This is a genomic window from Thermosynechococcus sp. OHK43, assembly GCF_014466085.1.
Classification (GTDB): Bacteria; Cyanobacteriota; Cyanobacteriia; order Thermosynechococcales; family Thermosynechococcaceae; genus Thermosynechococcus.
In genome coordinates, this window is the sequence record NZ_JACOMP010000109.1 from 1 (window position 1) to 16,370 (window position 16,370).

At 53.3% G+C, this 16,370-nt stretch carries 19 protein-coding genes; 8 read left to right on the plus strand and 11 right to left on the minus strand.

From position 1 onward, the window contains the following. The first annotated feature begins 4 nt into the window (after positions 1-4). The 4 genes from H8Q75_RS04510 (at position 5) to scpB (ending at position 3,261) form a co-directional block, all read left to right on the plus strand. Positions 5-538: a gamma carbonic anhydrase family protein gene (locus tag H8Q75_RS04510; RefSeq protein ID WP_024125773.1), complete on the plus strand. Its 534-nt coding sequence runs from the start codon at positions 5-7 to the stop codon at positions 536-538. Positions 539-721: 183 nt separating this feature from the next. Then, a complete protein-coding gene (plsX, locus tag H8Q75_RS04515; RefSeq protein ID WP_024125774.1) occupies positions 722-1,747 on the plus strand; it encodes a phosphate acyltransferase PlsX in 1,026 nt (341 codons plus the stop codon). Continuing rightward, a complete protein-coding gene (locus H8Q75_RS04520; protein WP_024125775.1) occupies positions 1,747-2,736 on the plus strand; it encodes a beta-ketoacyl-ACP synthase III in 990 nt (329 codons plus the stop codon). Before plsX ends, H8Q75_RS04520 begins: the two co-directional genes overlap by 1 nt. A gap of 3 nt (positions 2,737-2,739) precedes the next feature. Beyond that, positions 2,740-3,261, plus strand: coding sequence for an SMC-Scp complex subunit ScpB (gene scpB / locus H8Q75_RS04525; RefSeq protein ID WP_024125776.1), 522 nt, complete (start codon positions 2,740-2,742; stop codon positions 3,259-3,261). Here the strand turns inward: scpB and H8Q75_RS04530 are convergent. Together H8Q75_RS04530 and H8Q75_RS04535 are read right to left on the minus strand one after the other, a co-directional pair. Then, on the minus strand, positions 3,221-4,099 hold the full coding sequence (locus H8Q75_RS04530; protein WP_024125777.1) for an FHA domain-containing protein: 879 nt from the start codon (positions 4,097-4,099) through the stop codon (positions 3,221-3,223). The genes scpB and H8Q75_RS04530 overlap by 41 nt on opposite strands. A gap of 51 nt (positions 4,100-4,150) precedes the next feature. Further along, positions 4,151-4,372: a hypothetical protein gene (locus H8Q75_RS04535; RefSeq protein WP_255325261.1), complete on the minus strand. Its 222-nt coding sequence runs from the start codon at positions 4,370-4,372 to the stop codon at positions 4,151-4,153. A gap of 209 nt (positions 4,373-4,581) precedes the next feature. Between H8Q75_RS04535 and H8Q75_RS04540 the strand changes: the two genes are divergently transcribed. The 3 genes from H8Q75_RS04540 (at position 4,582) to cysE (ending at position 7,559) form a co-directional block, all read left to right on the plus strand. Continuing rightward, on the plus strand, positions 4,582-5,136 hold the full coding sequence (locus H8Q75_RS04540) for a late competence development ComFB family protein (protein ID WP_024125779.1): 555 nt from the start codon (positions 4,582-4,584) through the stop codon (positions 5,134-5,136). Continuing rightward, a complete protein-coding gene (gene cimA, locus H8Q75_RS04545; protein WP_024125780.1) occupies positions 5,133-6,743 on the plus strand; it encodes a citramalate synthase in 1,611 nt (536 codons plus the stop codon). Before H8Q75_RS04540 ends, cimA begins: the two co-directional genes overlap by 4 nt. 75 nt (positions 6,744-6,818) lie before the next feature. Next, entirely contained in the window at positions 6,819-7,559 is a 741-nt protein-coding gene (gene cysE, locus H8Q75_RS04550) for a serine O-acetyltransferase (RefSeq protein ID WP_024125781.1), read from the plus strand. On the opposite strand, the gene H8Q75_RS04555 is transcribed toward cysE, so the two are convergent. From H8Q75_RS04555 to H8Q75_RS04595, 9 genes are all read right to left on the minus strand, one after another. After that, positions 7,556-8,074 carry a DUF721 domain-containing protein gene (locus H8Q75_RS04555; protein ID WP_297040808.1) on the minus strand — a complete coding sequence of 173 codons (519 nt, stop codon included), beginning with the start codon at positions 8,072-8,074 and terminating at the stop codon, positions 7,556-7,558. The genes cysE and H8Q75_RS04555 overlap by 4 nt on opposite strands. 16 nt (positions 8,075-8,090) lie before the next feature. After that, positions 8,091-8,981 (minus strand): PRC-barrel domain-containing protein, encoded by an 891-nt coding sequence (locus tag H8Q75_RS04560; RefSeq protein ID WP_024125783.1) that lies wholly within the window; start codon positions 8,979-8,981, stop codon positions 8,091-8,093. Between the two features lie 148 nt (positions 8,982-9,129). Next, positions 9,130-9,600, minus strand: coding sequence for an allophycocyanin subunit alpha (locus H8Q75_RS04565; protein ID WP_024125784.1), 471 nt, complete (start codon positions 9,598-9,600; stop codon positions 9,130-9,132). Positions 9,601-9,649: 49 nt separating this feature from the next. After that, positions 9,650-10,123: an allophycocyanin gene (locus H8Q75_RS04570; protein ID WP_297040809.1), complete on the minus strand. Its 474-nt coding sequence runs from the start codon at positions 10,121-10,123 to the stop codon at positions 9,650-9,652. A gap of 45 nt (positions 10,124-10,168) precedes the next feature. After that, positions 10,169-10,855 carry a V4R domain-containing protein gene (locus H8Q75_RS04575; RefSeq protein WP_297040810.1) on the minus strand — a complete coding sequence of 229 codons (687 nt, stop codon included), beginning with the start codon at positions 10,853-10,855 and terminating at the stop codon, positions 10,169-10,171. A 162-nt stretch (positions 10,856-11,017) separates the two neighbouring features. Further along, the gene (gene ligA, locus H8Q75_RS04580; protein WP_297040811.1) at positions 11,018-13,087 is read right to left on the minus strand and encodes an NAD-dependent DNA ligase LigA; all 2,070 of its coding nucleotides are present in this window, start codon (positions 13,085-13,087) and stop codon (positions 11,018-11,020) included. A gap of 5 nt (positions 13,088-13,092) precedes the next feature. Further along, positions 13,093-14,016: an NAD(+) kinase gene (locus H8Q75_RS04585; protein ID WP_297040812.1), complete on the minus strand. Its 924-nt coding sequence runs from the start codon at positions 14,014-14,016 to the stop codon at positions 13,093-13,095. Positions 14,017-14,024: 8 nt separating this feature from the next. Next, entirely contained in the window at positions 14,025-15,017 is a 993-nt protein-coding gene (locus tag H8Q75_RS04590) for an NAD(P)H-binding protein (protein WP_024125789.1), read from the minus strand. 105 nt (positions 15,018-15,122) lie between these two features. Next, positions 15,123-15,650, minus strand: a complete 528-nt coding sequence (locus H8Q75_RS04595; RefSeq protein WP_051372852.1) for a pentapeptide repeat-containing protein — start codon at positions 15,648-15,650, stop codon at positions 15,123-15,125. Between the two features lie 48 nt (positions 15,651-15,698). Here H8Q75_RS04595 and aat point away from each other — a divergent pair, with 48 nt between their 5' ends. Continuing rightward, positions 15,699-16,289 (plus strand): leucyl/phenylalanyl-tRNA--protein transferase, encoded by a 591-nt coding sequence (aat, locus tag H8Q75_RS04600; RefSeq protein WP_024125791.1) that lies wholly within the window; start codon positions 15,699-15,701, stop codon positions 16,287-16,289. The last annotated feature ends 81 nt before the right edge of the window (positions 16,290-16,370 follow it).

Below are 16,370 nucleotides of genomic sequence, written 5' to 3' on the forward strand. Positions count from 1 at the left end.
AACCATGGTAATCACTGCCCCTAGTGCTTTTTGGCCACCCGTTGTCAGCGATCGCGCTGCCTTTATTGCCCCCAATGCCACCCTTGTTGGCGATGTTCGCTTGGCTGAAGGCTGTAGCATTTGGTACGGCGCTGTTTTACGCGGTGACGTGGCCTACATCGAGATTGGTGCCCACACCAATGTTCAAGATGGTGCCATCCTCCATGGCGATCCGGGGCAGCCTACGATTCTTGGTGAAGAGGTCACTGTTGGGCATCGCGCAGTCATTCATGGGGCAACGGTGGAAGACGGCTGCTTAATTGGCATTGGCGCGGTGGTTCTCAATGGCGTTCGGGTGGGAGCTGGCAGCATTGTCGGTGCTGGGGCAGTGGTCAGCAAAGATGTTCCTCCCCGCTCGTTGGTTCTGGGCATTCCCGCCAAAGTCGTGCGTGAAGTGAGCGACACTGAGGCCGCCGATCTACGTCAGCATGCCCGCAAGTACGAACAACTGGCCCATGTCCACAATGGTACAGGCCTCAATTTAGGTTTCTCTGCCTAGATGGGCTTCCCGCTTGGCAAGTGAAGGGTTCAGGAGGACTTTAGCCCCTTTTTTGCAAATTGGGCTAGGGATTGGGGGATCGAAGACCCTCTCCCCCTGGCCGCCCCTGGGGATTGGCCATCCACCGGAAAAGGCCTGCCATCTGCTAAAATTCTGAAGGATTTTGTCGTAAGAGTTCAGCCAATGACTCGTGCACGGATTGCTGTGGATGCCATGGGGGGTGACTATGCTCCCGATGAGATTGTTGCTGGCGCCCTCAGAGCCAGTGAAGAATTAGATGCCGATATTCTCCTTGTGGGTGATCCGGTGCCCATTCAGCGCTACCTCGATGAACATGCCCCCACAGCCAAGCCCCAAATTATTGAAGCCAGTGATGCTGTTGACATGGGGGAAGAACCCCTCAGCGCCCTCAAACGCAAGCCCAAGGCCTCGATTAACGTGGCGATGGATCTGGTCAAAGCAGGTGCGGCTGATGCAGTTGTTTCCGCTGGTCACTCAGGGGCAGCGATGGCCGCGGCACTATTGCGCTTAGGCCGACTCCCTGGGATCGATCGCCCCGCCATTGGTGCAGTCTTACCCACCCTCATCCCCGGCAAATCCGTCCTCGTGCTTGATGTGGGCGCCAATGTGGACTGCCGCCCCAAATACCTTGAGCAATTTGCACTCATGGGATCCATCTATAGCCGGTATGTCTTAGATGTGTCCGATCCGAAGGTGGGCTTGCTCAACATTGGCGAAGAGGACTGTAAAGGCAACGATCTGGCCCTAAAGGCGCATCAACTCCTGCGGCAAAATCGCCAAATCTCCTTCTTGGGCAATGCAGAAGGCCGCGATGTCCTGTCGGGACAATTTGATGTTGTGGTCTGCGATGGGTTTGTCGGCAACGTTCTGCTCAAATTTGCTGAATCCTTGGGGAGTGTCCTCATACAAATTCTCCGTGAAGAGTTACCTCGGGGCTGGCGGGGTCAACTGGGTACGGCGCTGCTGCGTCCCAATCTCCGCAAAATTAAGCAGCGCATTGATCATGCAGAACATGGCGGTGGCCTCCTTTTGGGGGTGGATGGCATCTGTATCATTAGCCACGGCAGTTCCCAAGCCCCCTCGATTTTTAATGCCATTCGCTTGGCCAAGGAAGCAGTGGATCATCGTGTTTCAGAGCGGATTCAGGCCTGTTACCAGCATGCCGTTGCCGTTGAGGATCAGGCTTAGTGACTGTGCAGGGCGTTAAATTTAGCGGCGTGGGTGCGGCAACCCCCCGTCAATGCTTGACCAATGCCCACCTCAGTGCCCTTGTGGACACCTCAGATGAGTGGATTCAGTCCCGTACGGGTATTCAAGAACGGCACGTGGCGGCTCCTGAGCAGTGCCTTGTGGATCTGGCCAGCGAAGCAGCAGGGGCAGCCCTACAGATGGCAGGACTAGAACCCACAGCGGTAGATTTGATCATCTTGGCTACCTCGACGCCCGATGATCTCTTTGGTACGGCCTGCTTGGTGCAAACTCGCATTGGGGCAGTGAATGCCGTGGCCTTCGACTTGACAGCGGCCTGTTCTGGCTTTCTCTTTGCCTTGGTCACGGCGGCTCAGTATTTGCGCACCGGTGCCTACCGCAGTGCCCTTGTCGTGGGGGGGGATCTTCTCTCCCGTTGGGTGGATTGGGGCGATCGCCGTACCTGCATTCTCTTTGGCGATGGCGCCGGCGCGATGGTCTTGCAAGCCAGCGATGTCGATCAGCTCTTGAGCTTTGAACTGCGCAGTGATGGTCGCCTCAATGAGCACCTTACCCTTGCCTTTGTGGGTACTCCCCAGACCTTAGGGGAAAATCTCGCGATCGCCCAAGGCGGATTTGCTCCCATTGCTATGAATGGCCGTGAAGTGTATCGCTTTGCCGTCACCCAAGTTCCCGAGGTGATTGAGAAAGCCCTGCACCGCGCTGGGTGTACCGTTGAGGAAATTGACTGGCTGGTGTTGCATCAGGCAAACCAACGCATCCTTGACGCGGTGGCTGAGCGTTTAGGCATTCCTCAGGAGAAAGTGATTAGCAATGTGGCTCAGTGTGGCAATACCTCCGCCGCCTCGATTCCCCTCGCCCTTAGCAAGCCGATTCAACAGGGGCATATTCAACCTGGAGATTTAATTGCCACCGCTGGCTTTGGTGCCGGTTTAACTTGGGGAGCTGCCCTGTTCCGCTGGCAATAGCCTATGCAAGGGGACACCGACCTGCGTACATTAACGATGCGGGTAGAGGCAATTCTATATCTGAAGGCACAGCCCCTTACGCTGACTGAACTGGCAGCCCTTGCCGGCACTGACCCTGAGGCCATTGAACTAGCGCTGATTGAGCTCCTCAACGACTATGCCCATCGCCAGACGGCCCTCGAAGTTGTCCAAATTGACGATAAATATAGCCTGCAACTAAAGTCCGCCTTTCAAGAACTAGTTCAGTCCCTTGTCCCCGTTGAATTGGGGGTTGCGGCACAACGCACATTAGCCCTAATTGCCCTTCGTGGACCCATTCGCCAACCAGAGGTGATTGCACTGCGGGGTTCTAGCGCCTACCAACACATTCAAGAACTCCTTACCCTGGGGTTTATTCAGCGGCGGCGGGATAACCGAAGTCGCTCCTATATCCTCCAAGTCACTGAGCGCTTTCACCAGTATTTTCAGGTGGATCAACTGCCAACTATTGCAGAGGAAAGGGCGGACGATTCACATACTCACTGAGCAACTGGGAGGGCAAATCATCAGTTATCGCCAATTGCAGATTCAAAAGGGTAACTGCGAGCTTCTCTTGCTCTAGTGTGTTGCGCCCCAAGGCCTTGAGAATGCGCCGCAATTGAGCCGCAATTTCCGCCCCAAACATTGTGAGATTTTCATCGGGCAGTGCCGGCAACCAATCCATTGCCCCATGTTCTACTGCCCATTGTCGCTGCACGGGGGAAATATGGTTGTCGTAACGATCAATGATGAAACTGCGCAGCTGGGGATACGTTGCCTTGATCCAATTCAAGAGGTTGCCAATATCCGGTTTTTCCAGTTGCGAATCAAGGAGCAACAGGTCAGGGTTGCGCTGCATCACGGTCACAAAATCACTAATGATGCGGCGGCTGTTGATTTGCCCCGATTCAACGACAACTTCTAGACCCTGACTGCGCAGGAGTTCTTGCCAAATTTGTACCTGAATGCCGGGGGGTTGAATGATCAGAATGGTGGGTTGAAGGGTAACAGGGGCATCTGGCGGTGTGGTGGAGACAGCTTCATCAGTGCGAAATTCAAGGGTTGTTTTGCCGATAATGAAGCGATCGCCCGTTTTAAGAAGTGTTGGCACCTGAATCATTTGGCCATTGAGAATAGAGCCATTGCGACTCCCCAAATCAATAAGGTAGTAATCATCATTATCCAGACGCTGAATCATCGCATGGCGACGGGAGGACCAGCGATCCGCCAAAACAATCGTGCAGTCTTTGCCCCGGCCAATCACCCATGAATTTCCTTCGATAAGAGGGACGACATAGGTGCTCGCCTCTGTGGAGATGACCAATTGTGGATACTGTCGTAGCAAGGTGATCCCTCTTCCAACTCCCTTTAGGAATAAATTAGGTTCCTTAGGGCTTTATTCAAAATGATAGTCAGGACATTGAATAGCCGCTTCAGTAGCTGCCCAATCGGGATGCAGTGAACACTTTAACCGATAGTCTCCCGAAAAGAACCGACAGCGGGCACAGGGAATTTGATGCAGGCGGCGAGCGATCGCCAGCCCCTCCTGGGTCAGCTGCCACAGATCCCAAGCCAAGATTGCCAGCAGTAACCAAGCAAAACAAAAACAAATTGGCACTAGAACTGGCCCTACTGCCTGGAAAAAAGAGACTAACCAAACAACCATAGGCCACCCCGGCAAGCCCTAAAAGGGAAGGCTGCTAGCAATTATTATTTTATCTTGTGATCTGACCTTGATAGTTTTTCAGGATATACCACATATACTAACCACATATACTAAATTTGAGTGGGGTAAATCTCCCCAGAGAAATTACATTGGAAACACCTATGGGCATTCAAGAGATTGTTGAGCAAGCACTGCGCAACGGTTATTTGACACCAACGCAGGAAGCAGAAGTAGGACGCATTTGCGATAAAGCCACAGAACTTTCCGTGGAAGATTACATGGCGTTAGATCGCCTCATGGGTGCCCTATTGACGGGTCAAGTGGTCGCTGTCCCCCGCAAGCAATTTATCAACGTCATGGAAGAACTGGTGCTCACGGAGGCCATGACCCGCATCGCCGCCGTTGAAGCAGAGCAAAAGTGCGCCCTTGATTTAGGAGATATTGCTGCCTATGCCCTCAACCGTCTGCCGCCCCTTTATGCCACCACCGAAGAGGGAGCGCAGTACCAGCGCCAGCGGGCCCAAGAAGAACTAATGGACATAATTCGCACCCAAGTTCAAGAGGCCATTAACCACAACATGGCGCGACCACAATTTCATCCGGAGCGATCGGCCATTGGCAAAACCTCCGGTAAAGAGGTCTTTAGCCAGGTCAGTTCTCTGCTCCAAGCCTACGCCAATGACTATGAGGGTCCCAAGGGAGAGTCGGCACAGTGAAAATTTGGCTGTACGATACTACCCTGCGCGATGGCGCCCAGCGAGAAGGTCTCTCCCTCTCGCTGGAAGATAAACTGCGGATTGCCCGCCAACTGGATCGCCTTGGGATTCCCTTTATTGAGGGGGGGTGGCCGGGAGCCAATCCCAAGGACGTACAGTTTTTTTGGCAGTTGCAGGAGACACCCCTACAACAGGCAGAAATCGTTGCTTTTTGTGCCACTCGTCGCCCCGGTCGCAAGGCGGCAGAGGAGCCAATGTTTGAGCCGATCCTAGCAGCCGGTACTCGCTGGGTGACCCTCTTTGGCAAGTCTTGGGATCTCCATGTCACTGACGGTCTTAAGACCAGCTTGGCGGAAAACTGCGCCATGATTGCCGATTCCATTCAGTTTCTGAAATCCCACGGACGACGGGTGATCTACGATGCTGAGCATTGGTTTGATGGTTACTTTGCCAATCCCGAATATGCACTCCAAACCCTTGAAACGGCTCTAGCAGCCGGCGCCGATTGGTTAGTTCTCTGTGATACCAATGGCGGTTGCCTCCCCCATCAAATTCAGGCAGTGGTGGCAGAGGTGATGGCGCACTTGGGTGGTCTTGATTGTTTGGGGATTCACACCCACAATGATGCGGGGACGGCAGTGGCCAATGCCCTTGCGGCGGTACAAAGCGGTGTGCGGATGGTGCAGGGAACCATCAACGGCTATGGCGAACGCTGTGGCAATGCCAATCTGTGTACCTTGATTCCCAATCTGCAATTGAAACTCGGCTATGACTGTGTCGCCCCAGAGCAGTTGGCGACGCTGACGGAAGTAAGCCGCCATGTGAGTGAAATTGTCAACCTTGCCCCCGATGATCATGCGCCCTATGTGGGTCTGTCGGCCTTTGCCCACAAGGGGGGAGTCCATGTCAGTGCTGTGCAGCGCAACCCCCGTACCTACGAGCATATTGAGCCGCATGTGGTGGGCAATCAACGGCGCATTATTATTTCTGAGCAGGCAGGCATCAGCAATATTTTGGCGAAAACCAGTGAACTCGGCTTTGAGTTGGATCGGCAGCATCCCCTGAGTCGGACGATTTTGGAGCGCATTAAGCACCTAGAAAGCGAAGGCTATCAATTTGAAGCGGCGGAGGCTAGCTTTGAACTGCTGATTCAGGAGGTACTAGGGCAACGCCAGCGACCCTTTACCCTTAAGGGCTTTGATGTCTTTTGCCGCACTGATTCACGCCAACTGGAGGCCACGATTCGCAGCCAGTCTTTGGCCACGGTCAAAGTTGAAGTCAATGGTGAGGAGATGCTCACGGCGGCGGAGGGCAATGGCCCTGTCTCGGCATTGGATCAAGCACTGCGCAAGGCCTTGATGTCCTTTTATCCAGAGATTGCCGAGTTTCACCTGACGGACTACAAGGTGCGGATTTTAGATGGTCATGCGGGCACGGCGGCTAAAACTCGGGTGCTGGTGGAATCCAGTAATGGGCGCGATCGCTGGGCAACGGTGGGGGTCTCTGCCAATATCATTGAAGCTTCTTACCAAGCGGTTGCTGAAGCCCTCGAATATGGCCTACAGTGCACTCGGCGATCGCAGGCTTCTCCTTTGATGGTCTCCTGAAGCCTCTGAGAACTTGACAAAATCCGCTAAGATCAAAACTGGTGTTTAGGTTGCATCACTGCCAAGGAGCCCCGTGTGCTCAGCACCCTCAAAGCAGATTTTCAAATTATCTTTGAGCGGGATCCTGCTGCCCGCAACTGGTTAGAGGTTGTTTTTTGCTATCCCGGACTGCAGGCCATTGTTCTCCATCGGTTGAGCCACTGGCTTTGGCGGCGGGGTATTCCCTTTATCCCTCGGTTTATTTCCCACATTGCCCGCCTCCTCACAGGGATTGAAATTCACCCCGGCGCCACGATTGGCAAGGGGGTTTTCATTGATCATGGCATGGGGGTCGTCATTGGTGAGACAGCGGTTGTGGGTGACTATTGTTTGATTTATCAGGGGGTCACCCTGGGGGGGACAGGTAAAGAAACCGGCAAGCGCCACCCCACCCTTGGTGAAAATGTGGTTGTTGGTGCCGGGGCAAAGGTGTTGGGCAATCTCACAATTGGGAACAATGTGCGCATTGGCGCAGGGTCGGTGGTGCTGCGGGATGTGCCTTCAGATTGTACGGTGGTGGGGATTCCCGGGCGGATTGTCTATCGTGCAGGAGCTAAAATTGCCCCCTTGGAACACGGTCAACTGCCTGACTCTGAGGCGGAAGCCATTCGCTATCTGTTGGATCGCATTGAACTCCTAGAGCAACAGGTGCAAGCCCTGCAACAGCAGGAAAAGGTGCCTGCCCTGGTTCAAGGACATTTACAAGCATCCCAAGGGCAAGCCTGTCGCCTCAGCGATCGCCCCATTGAAGAGTTTCTCAACGGCGCTGGTATTTAGGCTGACCGCGCATAACACAGCCCACAGACTCCCCAGCGCTGCAATTCTTTGACTGGTGTAGGGCACTGACAGCGGGGGCACAGAGGATAGTCTCGCGATCGCTGGCAGACTTGGACTTGCCACCGTTGAAAGGCCTCCTGGGGAGTGGCTGCAGGAGCCACATTGGGAAGATTTCCTACTTTCGGTAAGGCCTCAGGGCGGGCGATCGCCGGGCGTGGGGGACGCCAGTCTCGATGAGAGAAGCGAATATCGCTGAGGCTAATGCCTAGGGTCTGCTGAATTTTAGCCCTCAGGGGCGATCGCGAGAACGTCAAATGATGTGCCCAAGTACTACTGGCAACTGCCACGAACAAAACCCCTTCAGCGGTGAGTTCCAGTGGTACAGTGTGCTCAGCCACAATCGCTCCCACAAGCTCTGACCAATGCGCCAAGATACGCAAGAAATGGTGTGGCTGTTGCCATTCAGGAGCCTGCTGCCATTGCTGAAGTACTGTGGCCAGTAGGGTATAGGCCATTGCGGACTATTCCCGACTATTCGTGATCGTATTCCTCTTGCTTTTGCCGCTGCTCAAGGCGAATCGGTTGCTGTTCTGCCCAGGGATCGGCCGTGGGTTCTGACTCGGGCAGTTCTACGGGCATGGCTTGAGCTGGAGGTTTAGCTTGGCGCGGCCGCTCTTCGTACTCATACTCATACTCCTCCTCGTACTCCACATACTCAGGCTGGCGCCGGCGTCGCCGCGGAGGGGTTTCCCACTCGACTTCGTCGTAATCGCTGCGGCTGCGTTGGGGAGGATAGACGGGCGATCGCGCCCCTGAGGGCAGTTGATTACTGCTCGGTGTCACAGGTTGATAGTACTCGTCCTCGTCATTTTCCCAGGGGGGTGCCCCCAAGCCAACCCGTTCTAAGAGTCCCACGGTCAATTGCCGCAGGCGGGTTTCTGCCCCTTCAAACACAATAATGCGATCAGGTCCAGTGCTGACAATTTCCTCAATGGGCAACTCGTAGGTGCTGATCAGTTGGGCCGGAATCCAAGGGAAGCCAATGGAAGCCAAAATCAGATCCGTAATGTCACCCGTTTCTGGATCAAACTTAAAGCCCCGTACCTTACCCAGCACTTCGCCGGTTTCCGTCACAATCTCACTATCAATCAGTGTGCTGTAGTTGTAGGTATTAAGAGCCTCGGTGACATCATCATCGTGCTCAACGAGAATGACATCGCCAATTTGGCGAATACTGTCGAGAAGAATGTAGCGTTGCTCCCCGGTAAAGAGGGTATTGCGTACCCCCAAGGCCACCACTTGCCGCTGGTCGATATCGACCCAAACTTGATTAATGACGCCTAACTTCCGACCAGTATCACGGGTAATTACCTGTGTACCGATCAAATCTGCCCGTTGCAGCAACTGCGTCGATATGGTCATGCCTTTGTGTATCCCAATGAATCTTAGTAATACTATAGCGGCGAATACCAATGGTACGCCAAAGGCGATCGCAGGAGTAATCAGTTCCCCAGTGCAATCGGTGCTTCTAGGCTAGCGCATTTTTGCCCCACGGCTCAGTTGAGCTAGCCTATTCCCCAAGAATGGACTGGGTGAGGCTCATCACAGGTTGCATTAAAGGTGCTTCCTCGCTAGAGAGAGCTTGATTGACCACCTGAGGCAGGACTTGGTACGTTACCTGCGCTGCCTTCTCATCCCTGAAGGCTTTAATAATCGTGCGGTACCACAGCAAAAAACCCTCCCGCAGGGCATTCAAATCCCCAAATAACATCGCGGTTGCCCCTAGGCGAAGTACATGCCGGCGATCGCGCCGACACACGGCTGAATAGTCTTGATTGCCCTTACGGAAAATGTAGGGATTTCTAGCTCGCAGTTGCCGCTCTACTTCATCAAGGATTTTCTCCTCGGCATCCCGGATTTTTTCATAGGCACTAATGCGCTGCTCTACTGTGGCTAGATAATTTTTCAGAAACTCCAGCTCCTGGGCACTGGCATAGCGACCATCCGTCTCAAGGCTGAGCTTTTCCAGTTGACGTAGCATCTTTGGGCACCCAGTTCTAAACTTAACTTAATATTGCTAGTTATTGCGATTATTGTGCCAAAATCGAACTGCTGAGAGCAAGGACAGGCTCCATGACCTGTTGCTCTTGCGGCGTGAGTAGTTGTTTCATCAAATTTGGCAAGTACTTGCCGTAGGTGGAAGAGGAGGTCTGTTCGTAGTTAAAGGATTTGACAATGGTGCGGTACCAGAGCAGGAAGTTATCCCGTAGCAAATCCAACTCGGAAAAGAGCATTGCCGCAGCGCACAGGCGAATTGTATCCACCAAGTCACGACGGCAGATTTCCGAGCGCTCGCCATTGACGAAATGGAAACAGCGGGGATTTTCTGCCTTTTGCATAGATTGAATTTTATCCGCCATCATTTCCGCCTCAGCACGGATTTTTTCGTAGGCACTGATGCGAGTCTCCACCGAAGCCAGATAATCCTGCAGAAAATTTAACTCCTCAGGACGGGCATAGCGACCATCGGCCACAACGGTTAGGTGATTCAACTGACGGAACATAGGGCAACCCTCGCTAGAAAATAAATGAACGCACTCTCCTATCGCCTATCGTTTCACCAGCTCCCCTTGGCGCAGGCGTTTTTCAATATCCCGTGCCGTAGCTCCTTCGTTTTGCCAGAAGGCAGCAGCATCAATGCGATCCTGTTTACCGACAAGGAACTTACAGTAGGTTTCCCCCATGGCGTAGCACTGCAGCTCAATGCAACCCAGGGGCTTTTGAATCAATCCCGAAAAGAAGCCCGCAAATAGACCAGCATAGATATAGCAGACCGGTTTGCCCACATCCCCCAGGGTGCGTGCTACCACGGAGTCAAAGATATTGATGAACATAAAACCATTCTTTTGCTCCGTGAGATCCACTTCCCAGTTCCCCCAACCTAGGGTTGTAAAGGGCCACCACCAAGCCTCTAGAATAAATGTTAAAGTGGCCTTCCGTAGCTCCCGCTGGTACTCCTGCTCAAAGTGTTGCTTAAAGACAACTGCATCGCGCTTGCCCCACTCTTCGCCAATTTTGTACATGACGAGGGTAGCGGCAGCGCCAACTTCCTCTTCGAGACCTTCCACTAGACCAATAACGAAGTCTTCTGTTGCTAAGGTAATCCGCTGATCATACCAGTCGGTAATGCTGCCCCGTTGGCTATCAAATTGGAGATAGTCCCGCAGGCTATAGTGATTGGTGCGGCTTGGATGGATTTGGTGTAACTGATGCTGATAGCCCTGAGCAGTCGTCATAGCATTAGCACTTCCAGCAGGTCGAGACGGCGTGACAGAAACCATAGATCAGCGAATTGCCCCCTATTGTGCTTTAACGTAACGTTAGGTACTAAGCAGCCACATTTTTTAGGCTAAAAGATTTTTCAGAATCGTGACTCCGTACTCCCACTGATTTTTTGTCTAACGACACATTTCTATAAGTTCTGTTTCATTGATGCAGGGGATGCCCAATTCTTGAGCACGTCGCAATTTACTCCCTGCTTTTTCGCCCACCACCAGATAATCCGTTTGCCGACTTACACTCTCACTCACTTGGCCGCCGTGCTTTTGGATCAGGGCTTTTGCTTGCTCACGGGTGAGGGTGGCTAGGGTGCCGGTAATCACAAAGCGTTTGCCATCGAGGGATTTCTCTGTAGTCGGGGTAGTTGGCGCAGGCGGAAGTGCTGCAGCCAGTTGCAGTCCCAACCCCTTCAGATCAGCAATTAGAGCCTGGTGATCAGGGTCTTGGAACCACTCCTGAATCGCTTGGGCAATTTCCTCACCAATGCCATAGACCCCACACAGATCAGCGACGGTGGCCGTGGCTAGTTCCTCAACAGACTTGAATCGAGCGGCCAGCATTTGGGCATTGACACTCCCCACATGGCGAATGCCTAAGCCATAGAGCACCCGTGGCCACGGTTGTTGTTTCGAGTCGGCGATCGCCTGCAACAATTTATCAGCGGACTTTTGACCCATGCGCTCGAGGCTCAACAGTTGTGCTGCGGTCAGACGATAGAGATCCGCAGGGGTGCGCACCAATTCCTTCGTCACCAATTGCTGTACCAGCTTTTCCCCTAAGCCTTGAATATCCAGGGCATCCCGACTTGCCCAGTGCAGGATCTGGCCCCGCACGATCGCTGGACACCGAGGATTGACACAGCGACTCACCGCCTCATTGGCAGGACGCACAACTGGCTGGTGGCATTCGGGACAAGCAGTGGGCATTGTAAAGGGTTGAGCCGTTGGCGGTCGCAATTCAGGAAACACCCGCACAATCTCTGGAATGATTTCCCCTGCTTTGTGGATCACGACCTTATCGCCAATGTGCATATCCAATTCAGTAATGTAGTCTGCATTGTGCAACGTTGCCCGTGATACAGTAGTACCTGCTAATTGCACCGGCACCAGTTCAGCCACGGGAGTAAGGGCCCCTGTGCGTCCCACCTGAACCGTAATTCCCAGCACATCCGTAATAGCCTGCTCCGGTTCGTACTTCCAAGCAATAGAACCTCGGGGAAACTTTTGCGTAAACCCAAGGGCCTGTTGCAGCTTTAAGTCATTGAGCTTGACCACAATGCCATCGGTCAGATAGGGCAGTTGGTGGCGTGCGGTTTGCCAGTAATCATAGTAGGCTTTCACGGCCTCTAGGTCAGGGCAGTCGGCATTGTGGGGATTGACCCGAAAGCCAAGGTGTTGCAGCGCATAGAGCACTTGCCGCTGCGATTGAGGTTCCCCTGCTTGGTTCTCCCCCAAGGGAACGCTACCCCCTTCAGGCAAATGCAGGGCATAGGCAAAGAAGTCTAATTGGCGTTGGGCAACAATGCGGGGGTCCAGTTGACGCAGGGTACCGGCTGCGGCATTGCGGGGATTGGCAAAGGGGGACTCCCCCTGGGCTTGGCGTTCTTGGTTTAGTTGATGGAATCGCTCCAAAGGCAAAAAGGCTTCCCCGCGAACTTCAACGACAGGGGGTGGATTTTCAAGGGCTAATCGCAGGGGAATGGTGCGAATTGTGCGCACATTGCTGGTAATATCCTCACCGCGTTGGCCATCGCCCCGCGTTGCTCCCCGCACAAGTAAACCGTTTTCATAGCTTAAGGCAAGAGCCACACCATCCATTTTGAGTTCGCAGACATATTCGGCTGGGGGGAGTGGTTCCTCTTGCCGTAGGGTGCGCCAATAGCGCTGCCAGCGTTCCTGCCACGCCACCATATCGGCAAAGGTAAAGGCATTTTCAAGGCTATAGAGGGGAATGCGATGGCTGACACTCTCGAATTGACTGACAGGCGCTTCACCGATCCGTTGGGTAGGACTGTCGGGGGTAATGTACTCGGGATGAGCGGCCTCTAGTTCCTGAAGCTCCCGATAGAGTTGGTCATAGACCTCATCTTCCATGATCGGCTGATCCAGGGCGTAGTAGGCGTAGCTCGCACGCTGAAGCAGGCGCCGCAGTTGTTGAATCCGTTCAGCTGGGGGTTCCTTCAAGACCATTTGCCCTATGAATCTGTACTATTCCTGGCGCGTGGCTTGGCCACATGGGGCAGTCCCCAGCCCAGTTTTTGTTGCAGCACATGGAAGAATTCTGGCGCCCGCAGGCGAATAAAGCGGGCACGGTAGGGGGCACGTTGCACAAAAACCTGATCCTCTGGCTGAATGTAGCAACCTGCATTGCCATCCACCACAAGAATCAGATGCTTGAAGGGGTTCGCTGGATAGATCCACACCGGTTCGCTGTTGGAAAAGACAAGGGCACGGGAGGCTAAAGAGTGCGGACAAATGGGCACTAATTGCAAAGCTGCCACGCCGGGGGTAATCACGGGACCCCCTGCCGAGAGGGCATAGGCCGTAGAACCCGTGGGGGTAGAGAGAATCAGACCATCGGCAGCAATATCAACGCGGGCATGGGCACCCACATCCACTTCAAAGTGGCACATTCCCGTCAGGGGTTCTTTGTGGATCACCATTTCATTGAGGGAGAGGGCTTCCCAAATGACGGTTTGATCCCGCAGGACTTGAACCGTGAGCATTGTGCGATCTTCAATCGTGTAGTCGCCGCGTAGCACTTGATCCAGGGCCGGTTCTAGATCGGCCACGTAGCCTTCGGTGAGAAAACCCAAGTGTCCAGTGTTGATGGTGAGCAGGGGAATCTCGCAGGGAGCCAACTGCCGAAAGGCAGAAAGCACAGTGCCATCGCCGCCAAGAACAACCGCAAAGGCCATGGAAGCATCAAAGCCGGGGGGCACCAGTTGATCAATAGGGGTATGGCAGACGGGACTATCGGGACGGGAATAGCCAAGAATGCCACCAATTCCCGTAGCCATGTGTACTTCCCAGCCCTGAAGTTCTAAGATTCGGCGGACATGGGCAGCCAACTCGACTGCGAGGGGTTTGCCTTCGTTGTAGATGATCCCCGCCTTCACAGCAACTCCTAGGGGGTGGACTTAAAGGGACTGCGTTTTTTGCGTCCAGATTTTTTCTGTTTGGCTTTTTCGTAATCCAATTCTTTGAGTTTACGCAGAATTCGGGTGAAATAGTCCTGTAAATAGTCCTCAAGGGTCAGGGTTTCCTTGGGATCGAGATCAAAGGTGCGATAGACGTCCTCCATCGGGGCATCGAAAACTTGACCACTGGCAATCACTTCCGTAAAGGCTAGGCGATCGCTAATGTTCCATGTCCACTGAAACCACTGGGTGGCCTGCCGTGCCGCTCGCAAGACGCCAATGGGCAAGCGGGTAATTTTTGCCTGCTGTCCTGAGAGGTGTTCACACAGCTTAATAATTTCATCCGCTGTCCAAGCGCGGGTGCCCGCCAAGTCAAAGGTTTTGCCATAGGTGGCAGGCCGATCAATGGCGCGCACTGCAAATTTGGCCACGTCCTGAGTATCCATGTAGGCAATGGCGGTGGACTCTCCCAAAACCCAAATGGATTGATTTTCCAGAATCGGGATCGCATATTGGCCAATTAAGCCCTGAAAGAAACCGCAGGGACGCAGAATCGTGTAGTTTAGCCCCGATTCGCGCAAGAAGTCTTCGGTACAGTGTTTGATTTGCATCAGCGGCACCTGGGGATAATCCTGCGCCCTCATAATTGAGAAAAAGATCAGGTGTTCAATATCAGCGGCTTGGGCAGCCTGAATCAAGTTGACTTTGCCTTGCCAGTCTACTGCTGCAATGGTCAGCGTATCGGTGGGACGAGTGGCAGAGGCATCAATGACTACTGAGGGTTTGGCGTACTTCAGTGCTTCAAGAATACTGTCGGCGGCACAGAGGTTTCCCTGAAGAATCGTGGCGCCCCACTCCCGCAGAAACGTGGCTTTGGCTGGACTGCGGACAAAACAATACACATGATGTCCTTCATCGAGGGCACGGCGCACAATTTGCCGCCCTAGGGTACCCGTACCGCCAACAATAAAAACGTTCATGAAAAACTCTAGTCATAAATCTTAACTTTTGTAATACTTTATCAGAATTCCCGACAGAGGCGATCGCCCTTGGGGATCATTCTCCCTTGAGCAAACGAAGACGGATTAAGGGGCAAAGTCTTCACAGTGGAGCGTTTCCCATGTTTTGCGCCCCGTTACGGGATTGGTGCCACTGGCAACCTTGCAGAGTTTGCGTTGGGCGTCTTCCCGCAGTTCTACATCGGTAAAGTCAGCACCGGTGATAATGGCATCGTCAAAGTTGGTATTAAAGGCAAAGGCGCCCTCAAGAATGGCATTGGTGAGGTTGGCCTTAGTCAGCCGCGCCGTGTCCAATGTAGCGTAGCGCAGATCAGCACCTTCGAGGTTAGCTGTTTCCATGTTGGCACCAAAGAAGCTCACCCCCTGGAGATTGGTGTGGCTGAGGTTGCTGTGGAAGAGATTCGCTTTGGTGAATTCCGACCCCCGCAGATCCCGTCCGGAAAAGTCCATATTGATCAGGGCTTCTTTCGTATAATCTTCGGCGATCGCTCCTGTGGGGGTGAGCAAAATCCACAGGATGGCCAATAGCAGTGCTACAGACCAGCGCCAGTAGCGGCTAATCGTGGTCATGACAGCCGAGGATAAGAGTAGCATAGGCAACACTAGAGCTAATGCGAAGTGTCTATTGTTTAGATTATCAGTATGGAGATTTCTAAGGCGGACTGGGTACGCAATACCTTTATTGATGATGGCTATGCCAGGGGCTACTTTCTCATGGGGAGGAACAATCACCTGGGGTGGTACACCAGCCGCCAACGAGCCCTAATTCCCTTGGATGAGCGGTTTCGCTATCCCACCTCACTGCGACGGGTGCTCAATCAAAATCGCTTTCAAGTGGCGATTAACCGAGATTTTCGTGCTGTGGTTGAGGGGTGCGCCGATCGCCCGATAACATGGATGACGCCCCGTCTCAAGGAAGTGTACCATCTGCTTTACGCCACGGGTTGGGCGGTGAGTTTTGAAACGTGGCAGGGGAATGAACTCGCAGGGGGTATTCTCGGTATTGTTATTGGCGGTGCATTTATTGGCGAGTCCATGTTCTATCGCATCCCCGACGGCTCAAAAGTGGCGATGGTAAAACTGGTGGAACATCTGCGGCAGCGGGGCTTTTTACTGTTTGATGCTCAACTGCAAAATCCTCATCTTGAGCGCTTTGGGGCATATGTTGTCAGCGCTAGCAAGTATCGGCAGCTATTGGCACAGGCCATTCGTAAGCCCTGTCAATTTCTCTAATGCTTTGAGGCAAGTGCCTGCCTCAGAAATCTATCAAAAACAATTAATCTTTTTTAAACTAAAGTTAATTATAAATTACTC

Bases quoted from the DNA above. Each gene is read 5' to 3' on its own strand.
- H8Q75_RS04510 (WP_024125773.1), top strand. From the start codon at position 5: ATGGTAATCACTGCCCCTAGTGCTTTTTGGCCACCCGTTGTCAGCGAT.
- plsX (WP_024125774.1), top strand. From the start codon at position 722: ATGACTCGTGCACGGATTGCTGTGGATGCCATGGGGGGTGACTATGCT.
- scpB (WP_024125776.1), top strand. From the start codon at position 2,740: ATGCAAGGGGACACCGACCTGCGTACATTAACGATGCGGGTAGAGGCA.
- H8Q75_RS04540 (WP_024125779.1), top strand. From the start codon at position 4,582: ATGGGCATTCAAGAGATTGTTGAGCAAGCACTGCGCAACGGTTATTTG.
- H8Q75_RS04555 (WP_297040808.1), bottom strand. From the start codon at position 8,074: ATGGCCTATACCCTACTGGCCACAGTACTTCAGCAATGGCAGCAGGCT.
- H8Q75_RS04560 (WP_024125783.1), bottom strand. From the start codon at position 8,981: ATGACCATATCGACGCAGTTGCTGCAACGGGCAGATTTGATCGGTACA.
- H8Q75_RS04565 (WP_024125784.1), bottom strand. From the start codon at position 9,600: ATGCTACGTCAACTGGAAAAGCTCAGCCTTGAGACGGATGGTCGCTAT.
- H8Q75_RS04570 (WP_297040809.1), bottom strand. From the start codon at position 10,123: ATGTTCCGTCAGTTGAATCACCTAACCGTTGTGGCCGATGGTCGCTAT.
- H8Q75_RS04575 (WP_297040810.1), bottom strand. From the start codon at position 10,855: ATGACGACTGCTCAGGGCTATCAGCATCAGTTACACCAAATCCATCCA.
- ligA (WP_297040811.1), bottom strand. From the start codon at position 13,087: ATGGTCTTGAAGGAACCCCCAGCTGAACGGATTCAACAACTGCGGCGC.
- H8Q75_RS04590 (WP_024125789.1), bottom strand. From the start codon at position 15,017: ATGAACGTTTTTATTGTTGGCGGTACGGGTACCCTAGGGCGGCAAATT.
- H8Q75_RS04595 (WP_051372852.1), bottom strand. From the start codon at position 15,650: ATGCTACTCTTATCCTCGGCTGTCATGACCACGATTAGCCGCTACTGG.
- aat (WP_024125791.1), top strand. From the start codon at position 15,699: ATGGAGATTTCTAAGGCGGACTGGGTACGCAATACCTTTATTGATGAT.